General features: G+C 55.6%; 14 protein-coding genes. 9 read left to right on the top strand and 5 right to left on the bottom strand.

All coding sequences use genetic code 11. The features are described from left to right. Positions 1 to 1,080 (bottom strand): LacI family DNA-binding transcriptional regulator, encoded by a 1,080-nt coding sequence (locus FTO74_RS09695; RefSeq protein ID WP_162537968.1) that lies wholly within the window; start codon positions 1,078 to 1,080, stop codon positions 1 to 3. 236 nt (positions 1,081 to 1,316) lie between these two features. Between FTO74_RS09695 and FTO74_RS09690 the strand changes: the two genes are divergently transcribed. Next, on the top strand, positions 1,317 to 3,593 hold the full coding sequence (locus tag FTO74_RS09690) for an alpha-galactosidase (RefSeq protein ID WP_255462599.1): 2,277 nt from the start codon (positions 1,317 to 1,319) through the stop codon (positions 3,591 to 3,593). A gap of 307 nt (positions 3,594 to 3,900) precedes the next feature. Here the strand turns inward: FTO74_RS09690 and FTO74_RS09685 are convergent, their stop codons facing one another. From FTO74_RS09685 to budA, 3 genes are all read right to left on the bottom strand, one after another. Beyond that, positions 3,901 to 6,414: a CBM35 domain-containing protein gene (locus tag FTO74_RS09685; RefSeq protein ID WP_162537967.1), complete on the bottom strand. Its 2,514-nt coding sequence runs from the start codon at positions 6,412 to 6,414 to the stop codon at positions 3,901 to 3,903. 705 nt (positions 6,415 to 7,119) lie between these two features. After that, positions 7,120 to 8,799 carry an acetolactate synthase AlsS gene (gene alsS, locus FTO74_RS09680; protein ID WP_162537966.1) on the bottom strand — a complete coding sequence of 560 codons (1,680 nt, stop codon included), beginning with the start codon at positions 8,797 to 8,799 and terminating at the stop codon, positions 7,120 to 7,122. A gap of 12 nt (positions 8,800 to 8,811) precedes the next feature. Further along, positions 8,812 to 9,639: an acetolactate decarboxylase gene (budA, locus tag FTO74_RS09675; RefSeq protein WP_162537965.1), complete on the bottom strand. Its 828-nt coding sequence runs from the start codon at positions 9,637 to 9,639 to the stop codon at positions 8,812 to 8,814. 416 nt (positions 9,640 to 10,055) lie between these two features. On the opposite strand from budA, the gene FTO74_RS09670 reads away from it, so the two are divergent. Continuing rightward, positions 10,056 to 11,339: a threonine/serine exporter family protein gene (locus FTO74_RS09670; RefSeq protein WP_162537964.1), complete on the top strand. Its 1,284-nt coding sequence runs from the start codon at positions 10,056 to 10,058 to the stop codon at positions 11,337 to 11,339. Between the two features lie 54 nt (positions 11,340 to 11,393). Here the strand turns inward: FTO74_RS09670 and FTO74_RS09665 are convergent, their stop codons facing one another. Continuing rightward, positions 11,394 to 12,650: a chloride channel protein gene (locus FTO74_RS09665; RefSeq protein ID WP_220399114.1), complete on the bottom strand. Its 1,257-nt coding sequence runs from the start codon at positions 12,648 to 12,650 to the stop codon at positions 11,394 to 11,396. A gap of 450 nt (positions 12,651 to 13,100) precedes the next feature. Here FTO74_RS09665 and FTO74_RS09660 point away from each other — a divergent pair, with 450 nt between their 5' ends. From FTO74_RS09660 to FTO74_RS09630, 7 genes are all read left to right on the top strand, one after another. Further along, entirely contained in the window at positions 13,101 to 14,816 is a 1,716-nt protein-coding gene (locus tag FTO74_RS09660; RefSeq protein WP_162537962.1) for an NAD-dependent malic enzyme, read from the top strand. 91 nt (positions 14,817 to 14,907) lie between these two features. Then, a complete protein-coding gene (fumC, locus tag FTO74_RS09655; RefSeq protein WP_162537961.1) occupies positions 14,908 to 16,347 on the top strand; it encodes a class II fumarate hydratase in 1,440 nt (479 codons plus the stop codon). 114 nt (positions 16,348 to 16,461) lie between these two features. Continuing rightward, complete coding sequence (locus tag FTO74_RS09650; protein ID WP_162537960.1) at positions 16,462 to 17,760, top strand: carbohydrate porin; 1,299 nt, start codon at positions 16,462 to 16,464, stop codon at positions 17,758 to 17,760. Between the two features lie 76 nt (positions 17,761 to 17,836). Further along, the gene (locus tag FTO74_RS09645; RefSeq protein WP_162537959.1) at positions 17,837 to 18,790 is read left to right on the top strand and encodes an AEC family transporter; all 954 of its coding nucleotides are present in this window, start codon (positions 17,837 to 17,839) and stop codon (positions 18,788 to 18,790) included. A 255-nt stretch (positions 18,791 to 19,045) separates the two neighbouring features. Further along, positions 19,046 to 20,344 (top strand): TolC family protein, encoded by a 1,299-nt coding sequence (locus FTO74_RS09640; protein ID WP_162537958.1) that lies wholly within the window; start codon positions 19,046 to 19,048, stop codon positions 20,342 to 20,344. Between the two features lie 17 nt (positions 20,345 to 20,361). After that, a complete protein-coding gene (locus tag FTO74_RS09635; protein ID WP_162537957.1) occupies positions 20,362 to 20,673 on the top strand; it encodes a YtcA family lipoprotein in 312 nt (103 codons plus the stop codon). Between the two features lie 16 nt (positions 20,674 to 20,689). Further along, complete coding sequence (locus FTO74_RS09630; RefSeq protein WP_162537956.1) at positions 20,690 to 21,898, top strand: HlyD family efflux transporter periplasmic adaptor subunit; 1,209 nt, start codon at positions 20,690 to 20,692, stop codon at positions 21,896 to 21,898. Positions 21,899 to 21,904 lie beyond the last annotated feature (6 nt).

The following is a 21,904-nucleotide window of genomic DNA, read 5'->3' as shown; positions in this document are numbered from 1 at the left end:
CTAAGATGTCTCGGTCCCACTGAGACCGGACACGCGGTCTGAAAACAGAGGAAGGTTGCTGCGAAAGATAATATGCGGTGCGAGCCGAATCATGGGAGATGCCTTCTTCTCTTCAAGCAGGTAGGCAATGAGATTCTCAAACGCTACCTTTCCTTGAGTAAACGGTCGCTGGTAGAGAGTTGCGAGGATGCTACCGTTCTCAACCAAAGGCACCAGCTCTTCAAAGAGATCCGTCGTGACGATCTGTATCTTTCCCAACAGACCCTCTTCACGGAGTGCTTTGAGAACAGGGGCACTATTTGCCGTGCTGATGTAGAGACCTTGAGGCTTCACTTCTTCACGAACAAGTGCCAGGGTTTGTCGGTAGGCTTCCCTGGGCCGCTCATGCGATTCGATCGCGGGAAGAAGGCTGAGATGAGGAGCAATCATCGCCAGAGTTGCCGCGAAGCCGCGGAGTTTTTCGGCGTGGTCGAGCGTGGACAGTTCTCCGGTGATGGTGGCGACATGCGCCTTGCGCGTGAGCTTCAGCGAGAGGAGCTCGGCTGCCAGCGCTCCGCTCGTATAGGCATGTGCAGAGACCAGGCCGACTCGGCTGCTGTTCGGCGCGTCGCTCGACACACAAAACATCGCAGTTCCATGCTGGGTCAGACGATGAATGATCGAATCAAGCTTTCTTGGGTTCCCCGGCGTGAAGATAATCCCGTCGTTCTTCTCCTTCAATCTGCCCTCAAGCAACTCCAGATCGCCATGCCCGAGCCGTGCGTATTCGTGAAATGTAACCTCGACGTGCATCCCGACCGATGCGGCAGCGGCTTCGCGGATGCCTGCACGCAGGGGGTCGAAGAAGTAAGAAATCTCTTTGGGAAGGACGACAGCGATCTTTATCCTGCGATTGAGCTTCAAAGCCTGAGCCGCGAGATTGGGCTTGTATCCCAATTGCTCGGCCATCTTGTTCACTTTCGCCTTTGTCTTGGGGCTGACGCCCCTGCGGTCGTGCAATGCTCGATCCACCGTTCCGATCGATACCCCGACTGCCTCAGCTATTTCTTTGATTCCCGCGTTCTTCGATGTGCTATTCATAAGTTTTTCAGTGGAAACGTTATGCGTAGGTTCCATGTTACGGCGATTTCGCATCGACAGAACAATCCTTTTGTTATGTATTTACGCAGAGTCGAACGTCTCTGCAAATCTTTCCATCACAGTTTACCGTGCTGTTCAAGACGGAAATTGCTAGGTTGGATCGGAGTAAACCGACAAGAATGCCACTATCAACTGTAGAGACGGAGAGAAAGATGATCGCTAGGGGAGCAATACGAGTGAGATGCAATAGCAACAGCTTTAATGGGGCAACCGATGCTTCGCGTGTTTATCAACTGATCGTGACTTGCCTATCGACCATCTTGATGTTTTTGATTGCTCCGAATCCAATGAATGCCCAGAAAACTAATGCTCCGATTCGCTTTGACAAACAAACACAAGTATTCCGGATCGATGCTGCGGATGTTTCATACGTGTTTGGCATCAATGAGAAGAAGCAGGTGCAAACTCTGTATTGGGGCAAGCGCCTCAACGACGCCGATCCTTTTCCTGCCCCAAAATCCGATCCTGGCCTTTCCGGGTTCGATACCTCGGTCAACACCACTCGCCAGGAGTTTGTGGCCTGGGGAAGTGGACTCTATATTGAGCCAGACCTGAAAGTCTCATTTCCCGACGGCAATCGAGATCTGGTTCTCCAGTATGACTCGCACACCATTGAAGGCCGTCGGCTCAAGATCGTACTGAAGGATATCTCGAGAGATGTCTACGTTGATCTTGAATACCAGATCGACGTAGTTACGGGGGTTCTTACTCGGTCGGCGAATGTCGAGAACCGCACCTCTGCTCCGTTGACGGTGGAGCAGATCAGTTCGGGAACATGGAACCTTCCCCGCGGCGACGACTATCGCTTGCGCTATCTCACGGGCCGCTGGGCAGGGGAGTGGGTACTTCATCATCAGCTCGTTCAACCGGGAAAGACCATTCTCGAAAGTCGCCGGGGTTCCACCGGCGATCAGAATAACCCCTGGTTCGCAATTGATCACGAAGGTGATGGCGACCAGGACCACGGCGATGTGTGGTTTGGAGCGTTAGGTTGGAGCGGCTCCTGGCAGATCAGCATTGAGCAAGACCAGATTCAACAGATCCGTGTTGCCGGAGGGCCTAACAGCTTCGACTTCGGTTATCGTCTCTCTCCCGGAGAGCAACTGAAGTCACCGGACTTCTACGCAGGTTACTCCCATGACGGCATCGGTGGTGCTTCGAGGCTGCTCCACCGGTTCGAGATCTCTAGTATCCTGCCGCACGGCCCAAAGCCCAAATTGCGCCCGGTCCTCTATAACTCCTGGGAGGCGACTGAGTTCAAAGTTGACGAAGCTGGACAGGAGTCACTGGCAGAGAAGGCCGCCAGCATAGGCGTTGAGCGCTTTGTTGTCGACGACGGCTGGTTTGGCCAACGCTCGAGCGATCGCGCAGGGCTTGGGGATTGGTACGTCAATCCGGTCAAGTTTCCTCACGGTCTAAAGCCTTTGATCGACAAGGTCCATTCACTTGGAATGGACTTTGGTCTCTGGGTTGAGCCTGAGATGGTGAATCCGGACAGTGACCTCTACCGCAAGCATCCCGATTGGGCGCTGAACTTTATCGGACGGCCTCGCACTGAAGGCCGGAATCAATTGATGCTCAATCTCGCTCGGCCGGATGTTCGTGCCTATGTATTTCAGGCCCTCGATAAGCTGCTGAATGAGAATGACATTGCGTTTCTGAAGTGGGACTACAACCGCAATTGGTCTGAGCCTGGATGGCCAGCAGTCGCGCCGGAGGACCAGAAAAAGGTTTACATTGAGTACGTCCGGAACCTCTATTCCATCCTGGCGGAGCTACGAGCCAAGCATCCCCAAGTGGAAATTGAAAGTTGTTCCGGTGGAGGAAGCCGAGTGGATCTGGGCATCATGCGGTACACCGATCAGGTATGGCCATCCGACAATACAGACGCCTTTGATCGCCTGCTCATGCAGGATGGGTTTAGCTACGCTTACGCTCCTGGTGTCATGATGGCATGGGTCACGGACTCGCCGACGTGGGTGAATCAGCGCAACCTCTCACTCGAATACCGCTTTCTTTCGTCGATGCAAGGTTCGCTGGGAATCGGCGCGAACCTGAACAACTGGAAGCCCGAAGACTTCACGACCGCGAAGAGTATGGTGGCACAGTACAAACATATCCGCGAGATCGTTCAGCGGGGCTCGCTCTATCGTTTGATTTCGCCACAGAATGGAAGCGAGCAATCCGTTACCGAATCAGTCTCGGAAGATCAGCGGAGTGCAGTTACGTTTGCTTTCCTGCACTCCAGTCAAATGCTATATCCGTTTCCTCGCATCTACCTTCGTGGATTAAAGACGGACTCGATGTACAGGATTGCAGCTCTCAATGGCAAGCTCTCACCAGGCACTCCCGACATCGCCAGTGGGGCCTTTTGGATGCAACATGGAGTCGATGTTGAACTACGTGGAGATTTTCAAGCGGCTAGTTTTAGGCTCGACGTTGCTGATCGATGATTTGCGGTTCAAAGTTGCGATCGCGCAGCGCCTTGACCGATCCGATCGATCTGGCAGCAATGTTAGAGAGAGGGTAGCGAAGGAAGGCGCGCGGTCCATCTGCTTCGGAGCAGTCATTGATCTCCGGATTTCTGATATGGCTCGACTAGTGCCCAGACGAAGCTCTTTGTCGGGACCGGGCGAACTGAGCCAGCCCAGCTCCACCATTGAGTCTGCTGTCTTCAAGGTTCGGATGCGATTCGAGAAGTTCCGTTCAAGTGGGTGGACAAAGCTGGACAGACCATATGGTCTGTCCAGCTTCGCTGGGTTATTTGGTTTGGTTGCTGATGGCCAATGTGCCTACATCCGCTCCGTTCCCGGCGGAAAACACCGCGTGGACAGCGAACGTATCTTCCTTGTCGCAGCTGGGGGTGAAGGAAATTGGCACCTCAACGAACCGACTCGAGCTTGGAGCAATCGATCCAAGAAACAGAGGCATGGGCAGTAGAACTTGAGCTCTACACCCATGGTTGCCAGCATTCGGAACAATGGTGAAACTGTTGAGGAGAGCCTGCGGAGCCACGGATTTTCCTCCGTTCGTGAAGGTGAGTCGCCAGAGACGTAGGTTCTCGGGGCCAATCTTACCTGTGATCGTTCCGCTCAGATTAGAAGTCGCAACGATGGGTCCGACCGTGATGCTATCGAGTCCTGGGGCGAAGCCATTCGCATTCGGATTGCCGAAGACGATGGTGTTCTTTCCAGCATTCAACTGCACAGGAATCACGATGGGTTGTGGATCGCTGAAGGTGCTACCGTTGAGGTCGAGCTCAATAGGCGTCCCGTTGTTGACGGTTGCGAAGAACGTTCGAGGGCCCGAAGTGGCGTAGTCCACCTCAAGCTGATACATGCCGCTTGAGGGAACGGTGACATTGTTGAAAGTCACGTCGTTGCCGACGCCTGCTCCGAAGCTGCCGACAATCCCTCCTCCTGAGCAATAAGTGCATCCACCGGCGGTCGCAGTTCCGCTTAATGTCGCCGCTTCCGCCTCATAGGTTGTGGTTACACTTGGAATTGCGTTGCCGTTGCCTCGGATGATGATGCGGTCAAGTCCGGGAGCGAAGGTTCCCGCATTGCCGAAGGTAATGACGTTTAGCCCCTCATTCAACCGAACGGGAACTGTAGTCGAAGCGGGAAGGTTGAAGCTGCCACCGCCCAGATTCAGCGTCGCAGACTGGCCGCCATTGATGGTGTATTCGAAGGCACGTGGGTCTTCGGTGGCGTAGTCGACTTCCATGAGATAGGTCCCGGTACGAGCGACCTGCACGTTATTGAAGGTGACGGTGTCAGTGCCGGGAGCGCCACCGAGGAATCCGGCCTCAGCTCCGCCTGAGCAGGCTGCGCACTGGCTTACCGTAGCTGTTCCGGTAAAGATGCCGGATTCGCCTTCATAGACGGTGCCACTTGGCTCGGTCACATTTCCCGAGCGTCGGACCCTGAGAATGCGCGATCCATGTCCCACGAGCACGGTGCTGAAGCTGCCGGAAAAGCCGCCGAGGTCGATTCGGTTCCACACATCGCGGACGCTGAGCGCATTGGAGAAGCCGAGGTCGCTCCAGTTGACGGTGACTGCGGTGGGGAAAGCATTGAGATTAAAGAGAGCTACGTATTCGTAGCCGTCCTGGGTGTCTGAGCCCCATACGGGGGTGAAGCCGCCGCGCACCTGCGCTCCGGGATGAGTGGACTGGTCGATGGCGATAAGTTCGTCGTTGCTGAGAGCAGATTTAGCAAAGCTGTCGAGTTGGGTGAGGTCGCCGCCGAGGTACATGGGCGCATTCACCATCGCCCAAAGTGTGATGGCGGACTGCTTCTCATCCGGGGTGAGGCCGTCGATGGCGCCGTCGCCTACGTCGAGAGTGTCGAGGTCGTTCCAGCCCATCGTCGGGCCTGCGCTATGCTCCCAGCCCACGGCTTCATGTTCACGCAGGACCACATGCGGCCAGTCGGTGAGCGTCGCACAGCCGCCTTCGCATTCGATGTCCTGATCGATGCGACGGGCGTTGGAGAACTGTTGCCAAGTGCTGAGGAAGTCCTGGTCGATGTCCCAGGAGACAGTGAGCCAGATGGGGAGGCCGCTCTGGGCGATGGCCTTGGACCATGCTTCCACATCTGGTCGGTCGTCAATCGCGGTACTATCCACGTCCGACCCGGGTGCCACAGAATCCAGCTTGATGAAATCGATGCCCCACGAAGCGAACAGGTTGACGATGGAGTTGATGTACTCCTGCGCACCGGGCTTGGTGAAGTCGATCTTGTCGTGAAAGGGATTGGGCGGAGGAGCGGCGAAGGTGTTGCCCTGGGCGAGAGGAATGGCTACGATCTGCTGGGTGGTGTATGGCGTGCCAAGGATAGGAAAGTTGCCGTTGACGGCAGGCTGCTCAATGCCGGGAATCCAATAGATACCCGCCTTCTGCCCGTTGGCATGAATGTGGTCAACGAGGGCCTTGATATCGGGGAAGTTTGGAGCGGCGGGAATGGGGCGGCCATTCGCGTCAAAAGTGGATTGCCAGCCGGAATCGATATTGATGTACTGGAAGCCGTGCTGCTGCAGTCCTGAGGCGGCGAGAGCGTCGGATTGCGCCTGGATGTTGGCTTGGGTCAGGAAGCCGCTGTTGATGGTTTGCTCGCTAAAGGTACTCCAGCCTAGGTATGGCTTTTGACCCACACCGTTCACCTGGGCCTGAACGAACTGGTGCGGCGCGAACAGGGAGGATGTGGCTAGTAGCAGCGAAAGGGCATACCTGCGAGTCTGGCGTTGGCCAGAGCCTCGAAGCTGGGTCTTCATTGGAATGTGTCTCCTTGCTTTAGTCCTGCGTGTGAGATCTGTTCGTAGAGTCGTTGATTGCTTGACGTAAACGGGAACGTAAACGTAAATGCAGTGATGCTTTAAGCACCCCAAATGTAGATTTGCGCTTTCGGGTCTGTCAAGCGAAAGAATGTCATTTCTTCGCTTTGGCAATAAGCGATTTAAATACGGTATTTGTCAGCTATTTCTCATATTTTGGCTGCAGGGAGGAAGAGCTTGGACCTGGGCGGGGCTATGCCGCGAGAGGTTGAGTGTACGTTAACGCACAAAATGGCTTTACACTATCAATCAATAAACCAGTCTAGCTGGCACAGGGCCGCCGAACCCTCGTATACGATCAGCGACATCGAATCCAGGGGGCCATCCCAAGTGGTTTGCGGCCGCAGTCTGTTCGCGTGACCTGTCCTGTGTTCTTCGAGACACAGGACAGGTCACGCGCTGATTCATAGACGCGAGATCGACCGTTTGAATGGAGTGTTGCATGTCGAGCATATGGAGAGTGGGCCCCATAGCACGATGGGGAACTGAAAGGTCTGTTTCCGTGCAACCCCAGCGGCGGTCAAATCAGCCGGATGGGATTTGAGGAGGGCGCAAGGTAGACCTTTTGCCCCCGTCCCTTGTCTACAGATGTCCAATGGCGTGCCTGGAAAACTATGCAATACACTCGGAGAGTTGGGTTGCTCTCTAATGTATTGCGCGTTCATCTGCCGATTGAAACAGTTTGTAGTTGTCCCGATAATCGACGTGTACTCCCACCAAAACAGGTCCGGATGTATCGAACGCCTGCTTGAGCACAGGCGCGATCTGATCCGGCGTCTTAATCATTAGACCGCTTGCGCCAAATGCATCCGCATACTTCACCGGATCGACAGGGCCAAACTCGATGCCGGAGCCCCGTCCATACTTTTTTTCTTCCTGCACGGCCACCATATCGTAAGTGCCATCGATCCATATCATATGGACGAGATGCGACTTGAGCCGCACCGCTGTTTCCAACTCCATCGCGGAAAACAGAAACCCTCCATCTCCTGAGATCGATAGAACCTTTTCTGCCGGGCGGACAAGTGTTGCGGCGATCGCCCAGGGAAGGGCGACGCCAAGCGTCTGCTGCCCGTTGCTGATTAGGACCTGGCGCGCTCGGAAGCTATAGAGATGCCGCGCCATCCAGAGATGAAACGAGCCCATATCAGAGCAGAGCGTCATATCGGGCGTGAGAATCTTCTGTAGCTCGGCCACAAGTCGCAGGGGGTGAATCGGCGTTCCATTGAGCTTCGTGGCTGAGGACGCTAACTCGTTCCGCTCTTTCACTATTTTTTCAAGGAGCTTGTTGACCGAGGCGTCCGGGCTGGAGTGCGAGACGAGAGGCGTAAGTAGTCGGAGCGTTGCGGCGATGTCCCCGAGAAGCTCAACCGCCGGACTGTAGGAGTTATCGATGTCGGCGGGAAGGGCGTCGATATGCACAATGGGCCGTTTCTTGCCCTTGTTCCAGATGGAAGGATCGTACTCCACCGGGTCATACCCGATCGAGATCACCAGGTCGCCGGCGGCAAGGATCTCGTCCGCAGGCTGATTGTTGATTTGCCCGACGCGTCCGCCGAAGTTATTGAACAAATGCATCGACACTGCGCCCGCCGCCTGAAATGTCCCGACGACAGGCAGTTTTCCACTTTCAACCAGCTCCTGCATAGCGGCTGCATTTTGTGGTCTGCTGGAAAGCAGGCCGAGTAGCACCACAGGTCTCTTAGCCAGATTGATCATGCGTGCCGCTTCCCTGATCGCCACGGAGTCGGCAGGTCCGGCGCCGGAGTACTTTGGCGGTATCAGGACATCGCATCCGGCAGGAGCTCCCATGAGGTCCCTTGGAAGACTGACAAACGCCGCTCCGGGACGGCCGGACTCGGCGCTGCGAAAGGCATTCGTCATTACCTCCGATACGGCCTCGGGCGAGTCCACCTCGACGCAGAACTTCGTGACAGGTTTGCAGATGCTGACCGAGTCCATTGTCTGATGTATCTGTTTGAGTCTTTCGGAGAGCGCTACCGCGCCGCCAAGCGCGATCATGGGATCGCCCTCGGTCGTGGCTGTGGCCATTCCGGTGACGAGGTTGGATACGCCGGGCCCAGAGGTAGCGATCGCAACTCCCGCCTTTCCTGTCATGCGTCCGATACCACCAGCGATGAAGGCGGCATTCTGCTCATGCCGACACACAACAGTCCTGATGCTGGAATCGACCAGAGAATCGAAGACCCTATCGATCTTCGCGCCAGGAATACCAAACACGTATTCGATTCCATGCTGCTCAAGTGTTTGAACGACAATGTCAGCGCCGCTCTTTGGCCTGTTTTCGTTGTTTTGTGCGGGCATTTCTACTTCTCCTTATTTGTGTACCTGTTCAGCGTAGGCAAGTGCTGTGGAAGGGTCTTGAGAAAAGTCGGCCTTTAGAAACTCTTCGGACTCTGGAAGAGATATATGAAGGTCGCTGAGCTTCTCTATCTGGACATGGAGATTGCCGGCAGTGCAATCGAGCAAATGACCTCCCTTGCTTCTGTCTAGAGAAAGAAAATGGAAGTGGTATCCAGGGACGTTAAAGGCGCTCGCAAATTGCGGAGACCATATTCCAACGAGAGTGCCGTCCACGTTATGGAACTCGAACTCAGGCTGGGAAGCTGCAGCTTGCGCCAGGGGGGCAGTCGTCGCACGCATAGCCCGGGTGTGGACACGTTCGAAGTGGCCATCGATTCGGAAAGCGTAGAACAGGTTATTCGACTGGCGATACGTATCGCACTGCGACGTCAGTTGGCCGATGTCTTCTACATGCTCGAACGCACCAATTTCGTCCGGCTCAAACTGTGTCACTACCGCAAACGGAGCGCTCGCACTGTCAGGAGCTTCGACTACTGTGCCATCTCCCTTTGCTTGGTAGATATGCCCCTCCAGGATGGCCATCTCTCCGTCGAGATCCTCAAAGGTTCCGAGGCCGAAGTTTCCATGCCGCTTAAGTACACCGGCGGAAACCGCGCCCTCATATACCCCCTTCACCAATGCGCCCGAGGTGGATACCTGAAAGAGCGTATGCAGAGGCACGTTCAAGCAGTGCGCGAGCGTACTGGAGACGATCTGTGCAAGAGTCTGTCCGGTGCTACGCACCTGGTTGGCGAGAGCTGTTTCGAGTGATCGTGGAATCGAGCAATTCAGAATTGGCATATGTAGTTCTCCCTTGCAAACATCCGATTAAGGTATCAGCAGCGCGAAAGATCGAAAGGTAGTTGTTTCTGTCAACTAATTAACTCCGAAGAATTGAATGAGAACCCAGGGGCAACATGCTGGCCGACAAAATCGCTATCAACGATCACGACATGCTGCTCGGACGCTGCGATCATCGCAGTGCCTTACCCTGTCCAAGCAATTCCTTGACCAGATAAGTCACAGAGTTCATTTTCTAACCTCATGCTGAATTGAGGGCCTCAACCTGAAGCTGTTCCATGTATTGTGAGCAATCCAGGTTCGCGCGCTACCTCCATTCTGTCGAAAGGCCATTTGAGGGTGTCGACATTTCGACACCTTGTCTGTAGTTGGCATTCCTCGCTGTTCCTGATATCCATCTAGAGGTGGAGAATTGCATGACAGCTGCCCATTCACACTCGCCCGGCGCGGAGGAGGTAGCGCACCTTTCCCTCGAACTCGGTCGTCAATTGACGGTGAGCGGTGCCGACAGTGCGCATGTAAAAGATTCTGTGGAGCGCTTCGCCCGCGGATTGGGTTATGAAGCGCATTTGCTCATCACTTATGAGGCGCTCCTGCTCACCGTGATTGCGAACGCTGAGTTTCGCACTAAAGTCGGCACACATATTCCGGGAACAGGCGTGAACATGACCGCGGTCGAAAGCCTCAATCGGATAACCAATGAGACAGCGTCCGGACTTCTGGACGCGACAACGGCGGGTATACGGCTAGCGGCGCTTGAGCACTCCAGCCTGCTTTACCCCAACTGGCTGGTTGCCATTTCGCTTGGGCTGACAGGGGCAAGCCTCTCGAGATTATTTGGGGGCGATTGGTTTATCTTCTGCACAGTCTTCCTTGCTGCTACGGTTGGGACCGCAGTGCGACAGCAGCTCGGGCACTGGCGTGCCCATCCACTAATAATCCCTTTTGTCTCCGCACTGGTCAGTGGCATCATAGGCGGTCTCGGCGTGAAACTACACGCGGGCAACCTTCTCGCACTGTGCATGATTGCGCCCGGCATGCTTCTGGTTCCTGGAGTTCCTCTCATCAATGGCATTCGAGATGCCATCAACAACAAGATGGAGCTGAGCATTGCGCGCTTATCCTTTGCTGCGCTCGTCGTGGTAGCCATCACCCTGGGACTTTTTGCCGCCATGGGCATCACAGGCATCGGCATTCCGGTCTCGGGACTGGCGCCGCTGCTAGCGATTCCCGAGGATGCTTTCTTCTCCGCTGTCACGACCATCGGTTATGTCTTTCTGTTCAATGTCGCACTGCGCGACTCCTGGGCATGTGTCATCTGCGGCGTGTGTTGCCATGCCCTTCGGACCGCCCTAATGCATCTCGGTGTCGACATCGTAAGTGGCACCCTGATTGGATCAATGATCGCGGGTCTTCTGGCGCATTTGTTTGCCAGGCACTTTCGGACGCCTTCGGTCACATTCGCGTTTCCCAGCGTTGTGGCGTTGGTCCCGGGTTCTTACGCGTTTCGGACGGTCATCGGTGGTCTACAGATCCTGAGAGATGCAGGGAACAGCCCAGGCTCGCTTGTTGCCGAAACGATATCTCTCGCTCTCTACACAGTCCTCCTGACCTGCGCGATTGCAATCGGTCTTGCGGTTGCCCTGGCAGTGCCTCTACCCGGATCACAGAACCAAGTGGGTAAGGCCTCCAGGCTGTAGTTTCTGCGACCTCATCTTTGAGGACGGAGGGATCTTAGCAGGACACCCTCATCCTCAGGGCGTCTTAGCTAGAGGGCTGGCTTCCAAAGCAGTCCGATTTCGCTCCGCAAGGAGATATGAGACCGAGATCGATCCGGCCACAGCGAGACATGTAGGGATCAAAAAGTCGTGGTCAACGCGAGTGAATTCGATCACAAGAACAATCGCCGTGAGAGGCATCTTCATTGACGAGGCAAGGAATGCTGCGCCTCCGACGATTGCAAACGCCCCCAGTGGAGCAGATGGCCACAGGTGATTCCAAAGCGCCCCTCCCATGGTCCCAAGCAGGGCTCCGATCGTTAGCCCTGGCGTAAGGAGACCACCCTCTGCACCAGCGTAAAGCGCGCCAAGAGTGACGAGAATCCTTAGCACGACCAGCGTTACAGCAAGGGTAATGCCGAGCTCACTTTCTAAAAGTAGCTGGGTGAGGCTCTTTCCGTTGCCCAAAAGTTGCGGAAACGGGACGGCGAGAAGGCCAATCACCGGAAAGACCGTCAGACACCAAAGGATGAGGCGGCGATCCCGCGGTGCATGGGAACGGGCGGCTCGTGTTGCCCACACAAACCAGTGTGCAGCTAGGCCGAAGAGCGGTCCCGATACGACCGACCATACGACGAGTGAAGGACTGATAGCAAGATAGGGAAAAGCGTACTGCCTTTGATTGCCAAGACCGATCCAGGCGACCAAGGCCCCAATCACTGAGGTCACGAGTGCAGGGATTAACGCCGAGAGGCTGAAGGTTCCCAGAAGCACCTCGAGTGTGAACAGCGCCCCGCCCAAAGGAACGTTATAGACTGCGGCTAGTCCGGCTCCGGCACCGCAGGCGATCAAGATCCGACGAGATTCAGGCTTAAGACCAGCCCAGCTGGACAACCGGGTGGCAAGCACAGCTCCGACCTCTCGAGGTGCGACCTCGCGGCCAAGCGGCGATCCCATGCCCACCGTGACAATCTGCAGAACAGTGTGTGACACGGTGGTGAAAAACGGCATCTCGGGGCCGCGCGCTTCCACAGCTTTGCTTATAGAAATCAGAGGACTTCCGAAGCGATAGACTGCCCACCACCCGACTCCAGCCACAATTCCACAGACAAACAGCGCCGCGACTCTCTGCAGAGGTGAAGAGGCACTGACTCCCTGGAGGAAGCTTTCGTCGCCGATGATCGCGTGCAGACTGTAACCATAGGTAACATGTTGCACGAAGCGCAGCAACAAACCGAGCGCCATCCCACCGATGCCTGCCGCGATGCCGACCATTACTGTCGTGATCGCCAATGTGAGCCAAGGCGTTTTGCGCGAATAAGCGTATCTTTCCAACATAACCTGGCTGACATTATCACGTAGACGGCACAATTCGCAGCAATCGCTGCCGGTCTCTCGACCTATACAAAGTGATAATTGGCAGCCCTGGTTTGTACGGCTACACTGTCGGTTACGAAATGGACTTGCGACAACGGATGCAAGGAGTTAACAGGATTTGAGCGCGCGGCATTCACGGTTCGGCACTCGTATGGAATTGGGATTGAATCATGTTCTTTTCACCAAAATAATCCGCCGTCTAGGACGAGGGGGGATGGACCGGGAAGGCGTGTGTGAATTCGGCGTAGGCTCGTAAGCTTTCACGGAGCCGGTCTAGGGCCAAAGGCCACATTCGACTCCTATTCGGAATTTGGCTTCATCCACTTACTTGATGTCAGCTCACAACGATGAAAGAAGGAAGATTGAATGATCGCACCATCCGAAGCGCAGAACGTCAATCAGGCCGGTACAGTGAAGACCAGCCTCAGCGGTTACGATCTCTTAAATAATCCGAGGTTGAATAAAGGAACTGCATTTACGGACGGGGAGAGGGACACATTCGTCCTCCACGGGTTGCTGCCACCGCATGTTGGGACCCTGGAGAACCAGCGAGAGCGCCGGATGAAGGCTTTCGATGATCAGACGACGAGTTTTGGAAGATATAGTTTCATGAGGGAACTGCAGGACTCGAACGAAACCCTGTTTTATTCACTCATTACGCATAATGTCGAGAAGTTTCTGCCCGTTGTGTATACCCCTTCGGTCGGGGAAGGCTGTCAGCGCTTTAGTGAGATATGGCGTAAGCCACGCGGCCTTTTTATCAGCTACCCGAACAAGGACCGCATCGATCAGATGCTCTCTGACCCACGTTACGATAACGTGCGCTGCATTGTGGTGAGCGACGGCGAACGCATCCTTGGGCTTGGAGATCAGGGAGCCGGGGGCATGGGGATCCCAATCGGAAAGATGGCTTTGTATACAGCTCTCGCGGGAATTCCGCCGGAGCACTGTCTGCCTGTGTTGCTCGACGTCGGAACCGACAACGAGGAGCGTCTTAACGATCCAATCTACATCGGCTGGAATCACAAGAGGGTACGAGGGCAGGAATATGATGATTTCGTCGAGGCGTTTGTCTCTGCGGTAAAGCGCCGTTGGCCTCATATTCTGCTGCAATGGGAGGACTTTGCCGGCTCGAATGCCAGCCGTCTTCTGGATCGTTACCGAGATCAGCTTTGCACCTTCAATGACGACATCCAGGGAACCGCTGCGGTAACGACAGCGACTATCCTCGCAGCGGTCACGGCAACCGGCATACCGTTGAAAGAGCAAAAAATTGGTATCTTCGGCTTTGGCACCGCAGGTATCGGTATCGCGGATCTACTATTGACCGCGATCAAAGAGGACGGCCTGAGCGAATCAGAAGCGCGTAAGCGATTCTATGGGGTCGACCGTTACGGTCTGATTGTGGAAGGCGGGAAAGACCTTCGCCCTGACCAGGAGCCATACGCGAGGACCAAGGCAGAGTTGGCAAACTGGACTCTTTCAAAACCCGGAGAGGTTTCACTCGAAGATGTCGCCCGCAATGCAGGGCTGACCGTTCTTATCGGTGTCTCAGGGCAGGCGGGTACGTTTACGGAAGAAATCGTGCGCGAGTTGGCCCGTCACGCGGATCGTCCAGTGATCTTCCCATTGTCGAATCCAACATCTCGCGCTGAAGCTGTCCCAGAAGACTTGCTCAAGTGGACGGATGGCCGAGCACTGATCGGCACGGGAAGCCCTTTTCCTCCCGTCAAACTGAACGGACGGAGCGTTCATTTCGCGCAGACCAACAACTCATACATCTTCCCGGGGCTGGCGCTGGGCATTCTCGCGTCGAAGGCCAAGCGCGTCTCGGACGCGATGATCATGGCTTCCGCGAAGGCCCTTGCGGCGCAGTCTCCTACTCAGAAAGACAAAACTGCTGACCTCCTACCTTCTCTCTCCGATTCCCGCAAAGTGAGTTTGCTGGTCGCGGAGGCAGTTGGAAAACAGGCGATCTCTGAGGGCATCGCCGGAGTGGCAGATGAGAAAGCCTTCGAACAAGAGCTCCTGGCATACATTTGGGAGCCGATCTATCTTCCATACGAGCGTCAGAAAGACTGAGTGCTTTGATCTCTCTCAACTCTGCTAAAACCGGTTGAGATCACACCGCAAGAGAAGCCGCTATACATAACCTGAAAGAGAAGGGTGATTCATGTCTACACAGGAAGAGTTAAAGCAGATTCCAATCGGCATCGAGGCAACAGGCAACCGCAAAGAATCCGATTCTATGGGCGAGATCGAAGTTCCTGCGAATCATTACTGGGGCGCGCAGACGCAGCGCTCCCTGATCCACTTCGCCATCGGTGATGACCACATGCCGAAGCAGGTCTACCATGCCTACGGCTACGTCAAAAAGGCCGCCGCCCTAGTGAACTCGGCGGCCGGACGTCTGGAGCCGTGGAGAGCTGATGCTATCTCGTACGTCGCTGACGAGATCATCGCTGGAAAGCTGGATAGCGAGTTTCCTCTCTATGTGTGGCAGACCGGCTCTGGCACGCAGTCGAACATGAATGTCAACGAGGTTATCTCCAACCGCGCAATCCAGCTGCTTGGTGGGGAGTTGGGAAGCAAGGCTCCGATCCATCCCAACGACCATGTCAATATGGCGCAGTCGTCGAACGATACCTTCCCGACGGCGATGCACATCGCCAGCGCTCTTGAAGTAAAAAAGTATCTGCTACCGAGGGTGGAAGCCCTCGCCGCAGCGATCGAGGAGAAGGCGAAGCAGTGGTATCACGTCGTCAAGATCGGCCGCACTCATCTGGAAGACGCTGTGCCTCTCACGGTGGGTCAGGAGTGGTCGGGCTATGCTGTTCAGCTTCGCGACGCCATTCGTCTGATCGATAACTCACTCGGTGGAATCTACGAGCTGGCGGCGGGCGGAACGGCGGTTGGCACCGGACTGAATGCTCCTCCTCATTTTGCGGAAGAGATCGCGGCGAAGATCGCAGAGCTGACAGGGTTGCCCTTCATCACCGCCCCTAATAAGTTTGCGGCACAGGGTTCGCTTGACGCCATGGTCAACGCACACTCTGCGCTTCGCTCGCTTGCTGTTGCACTCATGAAGATTGCCAACGATATGCGCTGGCTCGCCTCTGGCCCACGTTGCGGGCTTGGTGAACTGATCCTCCCTGCGAACGAGCCCGGATCTTCCATCATGCCCGGCAAAGTGAACCCGACCCAGTGCGAGGCCATGGTCATGATCTGTATCCAGGTCATAGGCGATGACTCTGCCGTGGCATTCGCGGGTTCGCAAGGCAACTTCGAGTTGAATGCGATGCGCCCCATTATCATCAATAACTTCCTTCATTCGGCGCGTATTCTGGCAGACGGCTGCGAGAAGTTTAGGATCTTTTCGGTCGAAGGAACGACTCTGAATGAAAAGCGCATTGCATACTTCGTGCAGAACTCGCTGATGCTTGTGACCGCGCTCAGTCCTGTTATCGGCTACGACAAGGCATCGAAGATCGCGCACAAAGCTCTCGACGAAGAGACAACTCTCAAGCAGGCGGCTCTGGCAACCGGCTGGATCGACGAGAAGACCTTCGACGAAGTCGTCGATCCGAAGAAGATGGTGTTTCCTACCGCCTAATCCTTCTCATTCTGGTCCGGACGATGAGGATGTAATCCTCATCGTCCCCCGACCACTGTTGCCTGCATTACATGTCTACTGGTATCGCGATCCCCTTCTGAGTATGGAACATTCATGACCATGCGAAATACGTATGCTTTGACTCTCTTTGCGATGGCACTCTTTGGGACCATCGCCACCGCGAGCTGCCAGACCTCGAAGGAGGAGACTCTGGGCGGACCCGACAGCCATGAGATCGGACAAGGCCCTCATGGTCATCTCTTCGGAGATTGGGGAGGCGAGCGGAGCCGTCTGGAAGAGAAAGGCGTCAACTTCGACCTTCAATACATTAGCGATTTTCTGTGGAATATCAAGAGCGTGCAGAAGGAACGGCTCGCTGCGTTCGATCGAGTTCGCGGAACCGTCGATATTAACTTTGGTTCTTTGATTCATCAGGACGGACTGTACTTCCATGCGACCGCGCTCTGGCAGGGCGGAGCAATTCTCAGCAATTATCTGGGCACACTGGCCAGTCCGAGCGGCATGTCCAGCGGAAATACCTTCCGCCTTGACTCGTGGTGGCTGGAGAAGCGGATCAGACACGAGCGCATGGCAATACGCGTCGGGCAGTTTGCCGGGCAGGACTTCTACGGAGAGCAACACTATGCCGCGTCTTTCATCTTCGAGCCGATGGGGTATGCACTCGGCAATCTATCGACGACCTTCGAGAGCTTCGATCCGCCTTCGACGCCAGCGATGGAGCTTCGCGTCGTTCCAATTAAGCATTTCTATGTGAAGTCTATGGTGCTGGCAGCCGACCGCTACCAGTACGTACACAACCCGACTGGCCTGGTTCCCCAGTTTCGCGGCGCGCCGATGAGCGTCTCGGAGATCGGCTTCAGCCCAGGCAAGAAGGCAACCACCGTGCGAGCATTCGACAGCGTCGAGGGTCGGAAGGGATACTCCGGGCTCTACCGGTTTGGGGCCTCATACAATCCCGGCAAGTTCACCAACCCCACGAGTCCTACGCAACGTTCGGGTAACTACCTTCTCTATTGGATGGCGAATCAGGCCCTCTGGCGCATAGACCCACACGAGGCGAGAGGACTGGACGGAACGGTCTCTTACGATTGGAGTCCTGCTGATGTGAACCACGTCAACCGGCAGTTGACCGCTGGTCTTCGCTTCAACGAGCCGTTGCCTGTCCCTTTTCACAACACGATGTCGCTGGGTTATGTCCGAACCAGCCAGAGTTCCAACTTCGTTGCCACAGGCATGCCTGCGTGGAAGCCCGAGCATGGCGTCGAGTTCAACAGTCTTCTCGATGTGCTCCCTATGATGCTTGTGCAACCTGTGATTCAGTACTACGCGAACGTGGGCGGTGGGGTTCAACGTGCGGTGGTCCTTGGGTTTCGCACCAAAATCGAATTCTGACAACGCAAGTTGGCTCTGAAGTAGAGCGTCGCACTTCAAAATGCTGAAGATGTTGCAGCCATAAGGAAGGTTCCTGATGAATATCGCCGGATTGGTTGTAGCGCTGCTCCCCGTATTCTTCGTTCTCGCCCTTGGATACGCCGCGGGGAAGCGCCACACCTTTGATGCCATTCAAGCGGCCGGATTCAGCAAGCTGGCGCTGGGGTTTGCCTTGCCCGCTGCTCTGTTCGTCAGCATGACGGATATCCGGAGAGACCTTCTGCTACAACAGGGAAGGCTTGTACTTGCCTTATTGCTGGCCCATGTTGGGCTCTTCCTTGTTGCGCTGCTCGTCCTACAGCGCATTGAGTCCCTGAAGGGCGCAGGCGCTATTATCTGCGCTTTGATGCTATCCAGCTCCGCAACCCCCGTTTTCGGGATCGCGGTCCTCCAGCCGCTCATGGGAGATACCAGCGCAGGAACCGTCGGTCTCGTCGCTCTGGCGATCAATCTTGTGATGCCGATGGCGATCATCTTTCTGGAGGTGAACGGCGCGAAGACAATTGAGGCTGCTCCGGGGGCAACGCCTCAACCCTCTCCTGTGATCGGAGGACTCAAAGCCGGACTCAAATCTACCTTGCTATGGGCGCCGGTACTTGGAATCCTGGTTGTGCTCATCGGCTTCCACATTCCAGTGGCAGTCGCCAGCTCTTTCGAGATGATAGGCTCGGCAACCTCCGGGGTTGCCGTCTTTACTGTAGGCTTGACACTTGCTGCGCATACCTTCCATCTGTCGAAGACGGTGCTTCTCGGGACCCTGGGCCGCATAACGATCCAGACTGTGGTTCTATTCGTGCTCTTTCAACTGCTGCACGTAAGCGGTCCTTTTGCTCGCGAGGCCCTTGTTTGCACCAGCTTCCCAATGGCAACAGCCGTGGTGCTGTTTGCTGCAAAATACAAGGCCCTCGAAGCCGAGACAGCGTCGATTTTGCTTCTCTCGACGATTGCGCTCTTGGTAACCGTGCCACTAACCGTGGCGATCGGACGGTAAGGAATCTTAGTTCATGTCGAGTTATCAGGATACAAATTGGCAATCACACGTCGCAGGCCGCACTTTCACGCAAGGCCCTCCAGCAGGCTTCATGGGAAGCTGGTGCTTGTGATGTCTGTTGCTGGAAACATACCCAAGTCAAGTCGGACATGGTCTCTGCTTATCTTGTGCTCTCTTGGTTCTGTCGGTCCCCGAACGTGGGGTCAGCGCGCCCCGAGTGTTCCGGATGCACCTTGGCAACCGTCTACGGCGGTCATGAAGAAGTACGTCCCCGTCGTTACACATGGAGAGGCGGAGTTGGACGCAACCGAGACTTACACACTCGGCCAGTTGATCGACATTGCCGAATCGAAGAACCCAGCGACCAAGGAGGCATGGAATCATGCCAGGGCCAGTGCGGCCGCGGTAGGAATCGCTAAAAGTGACTTGTATCCCACGCTGCTTGCGTTCGCCACAGCCAAGAACTTCAACAACCCGCCGCTCCTCTACAACAGCTTCGTAGTGCAGGATATTGGTCTCTTTGCCACGGCTGTCCATCTCGACTACACGCTGGTCGACTTCGGAGCGCGTCGGTCTGAAATCACTGCAGCGCAGGCAAAACTGGTCGCAGCGAATCTGAGCTTCAATGACGCTCACCTCCAACTGATTCAACAGGTGAGCCAGGCGTACTACGCTCTTCTCAACGCCAGCGGGTTGCGGGTAGCAGCGGAAGTGAATTTCAGCGATGCGAAGGCTCTCGATGACGCAGCGCAGGAGAGACGTAACAACGGCCTTGCGACGCTGCCAGACCTTCTCGAAGCTCGTGCGGAAAAAGAGAAGGCAAATTACGATCTTCAAAGCGCGATTGGCGCGGAGAAGACCGCCTTCGGAGACTTGGCAACAGTCATCACTGCCCAGCCCGTTCACTCTTTCAAGGTCCAGGGGTTGGATGACCTTCACATTCCCGATAGTCTGGATCAGTCCGTAGAGGATGCGATTGCAAGCGCGTACCAACAGCGCCCGGATCTGCTGGCCGATAGGGCAAGGGTCAAGGCCGCCCAAGCCGAGGTCGCTCACGACAACGCTGCTTATTTCCCGACGCTTAGTTTTGAGGGCGAGGGAGGCTGGATTCGTGCGTGGGGACAGCAGGATCCCTTTCCAGGAACCTATGCGCAAACTCGAACCTATGAGGCAGGTCTTTCGCTGAAATGGACCATCTTCGACGGCCTGCGTCGTGAGAATCGTATCTGGCAGGCAAAAGCGGAGGAAGCAGCGGCGAAGAACGCTGTGCATGAAAGGGAAGATCAGATCGCCGATCGCGTATGGGCAAGCTATGAGGACGCTGTCACCTCGCTAGAGCAGCGGAAGGCTGCTGCATCGTTACTCACGGCCGCTGCCGAATCCCATTCGGCGGCAGTTGAGTCGTATAAGGACGGCGTGCGCAACCTGCTTGATGTTTTGAATGCAGAACGCGATCTTGCACGGGCCAGGGCTCTCGATGTTACAGCCCGCACGCGCGTCTTACAAACGTTCACCAGCCTAGCGTTCAGGACCGGCGATCTGCTCGAACGGTAATCGAAAGGCAAAACCCCATGAAGATCATCACCCTAAAGCCGCATCATCTAAATCTTAGGCAGCGGCATGGAAGGTGCGCCACTCTGGTTCTCACAACCCTTGCTGTGCTGTCTTTGGGAGGCTGTTCCTATTCACCCACCTTCAACCTCCTCGGTTCATATTTTCCTGCTTGGATTATTTGCTTCGCCGTTGCGACGGCGCTAACGACGGTGATCCATGCAGTGTTCACCAAAACAAAATTGGTGCTTGAACTCTGGCCGCTGCCTATCGTTTACACCTGTCTCATCAGCTTCCTGAGTTGCACGCTCTGGATCATCTTCTTCAACTAATGAGGTCTTGAGTCCCTTGAACGAAACCGACGAACACTCGAAACGAACGAATCGTGGAAACCTCATCAGCGCAGGCATCATCTTGGGCGCGTTGATATCAGGAGCTATGGTCATACGTAGCGTAACTGCCTATCCAAGAACGGACGATGCCGAAGTGGCGGCTAACTCTATCGGCATAGCGCCCCTGGTTGAGGGGCCCGTCGCAGAGTTGCCTGTGCATGACAACGACTTTGTGAAGAAGGGCACACTTCTCTATAAGATCGATGACCGCCCATACCTCTATGCTCTCCAGAGCGCGCTTGCCGCGCAGGAACAACTTGAGGGACTCATTGAAAATGAATCACGACAGATCTCTTCGCAGGTGAGCCACGTCGAGGTTTCCTCTGCCGGAAGACAGGCGGCTTTAGCGAATGAGGTTCGGGCCGACGACGAGATAAAAGTGAGTGAAGCCACGATCTCTGCGGCCGAAGCGGCCATCAAACAAGCCCAGGCTGATTCGGAGTACGCTTCGGGCAACCTGCATCGTATTGAACCTTTGCTTGCCAAGGGTTTTGTCACAACCGACGACGTCCATCGCGCACGCACGCTTGCAGACGCAAAGCTTGCCGCAGTGCAACAAGCTGAATCGCAGCTTGCTCTGGCAAAGGCCAAGCTGCTCTCCGCAGGCGCCCAAAAGCAACAGGCCGTCGCACAGAAGACCCAGAGTGAAGCACAGGTGAACGAGTCGGCGCACTCAGTCCTGGTCCTTGCTCCGCTGGTAGCGCAACGGGAAAGCCGCGCTGCCGCAGTTCGGCTGGCGCGATACAACTACGAGCAGTGCAGCGTTGTATCTCCATTCGATGCACGGGTCACAAACCTGACCATCTCCGAAGGACAGTACGCAAAGGTGGGGCAGCAGGTGTTCACGCTGATCGATAGCCGCACATGGTGGGTGCTCGCCAACTTTCGTGAATCCCAACTGAGCCACATCACGCCTGGGAAATCGGTCGATGTATACCTGATGTCCGACTCGAAGACGAAGCTCCGTGGCTCGGTCGAGAGCGTCGGATACGGTGTCACACCAGATCCCGACGTCATCGGAAAACTAACCTCTGGTCTACCTGATGTGCAGCGCACCCTGAACTGGGTAAGACTTGCATCGCGTTATCCAGTGCGCATCCGCATCCTCAATCCACCGCCTTCGGTCCTGCGCGTCGGTCAGGTGGCGACTGTCATCGTCCGGTAAGGAGCG

The sequence above is a fragment of the Granulicella sp. WH15 genome (assembly GCF_009914315.1).
Classification (GTDB): Bacteria; Acidobacteriota; Terriglobia; order Terriglobales; family Acidobacteriaceae; genus Edaphobacter.
The sequence above is the reverse complement of the archived record's forward strand: the minus strand, read 5'-3'. Positions and strand labels throughout refer to the sequence as shown.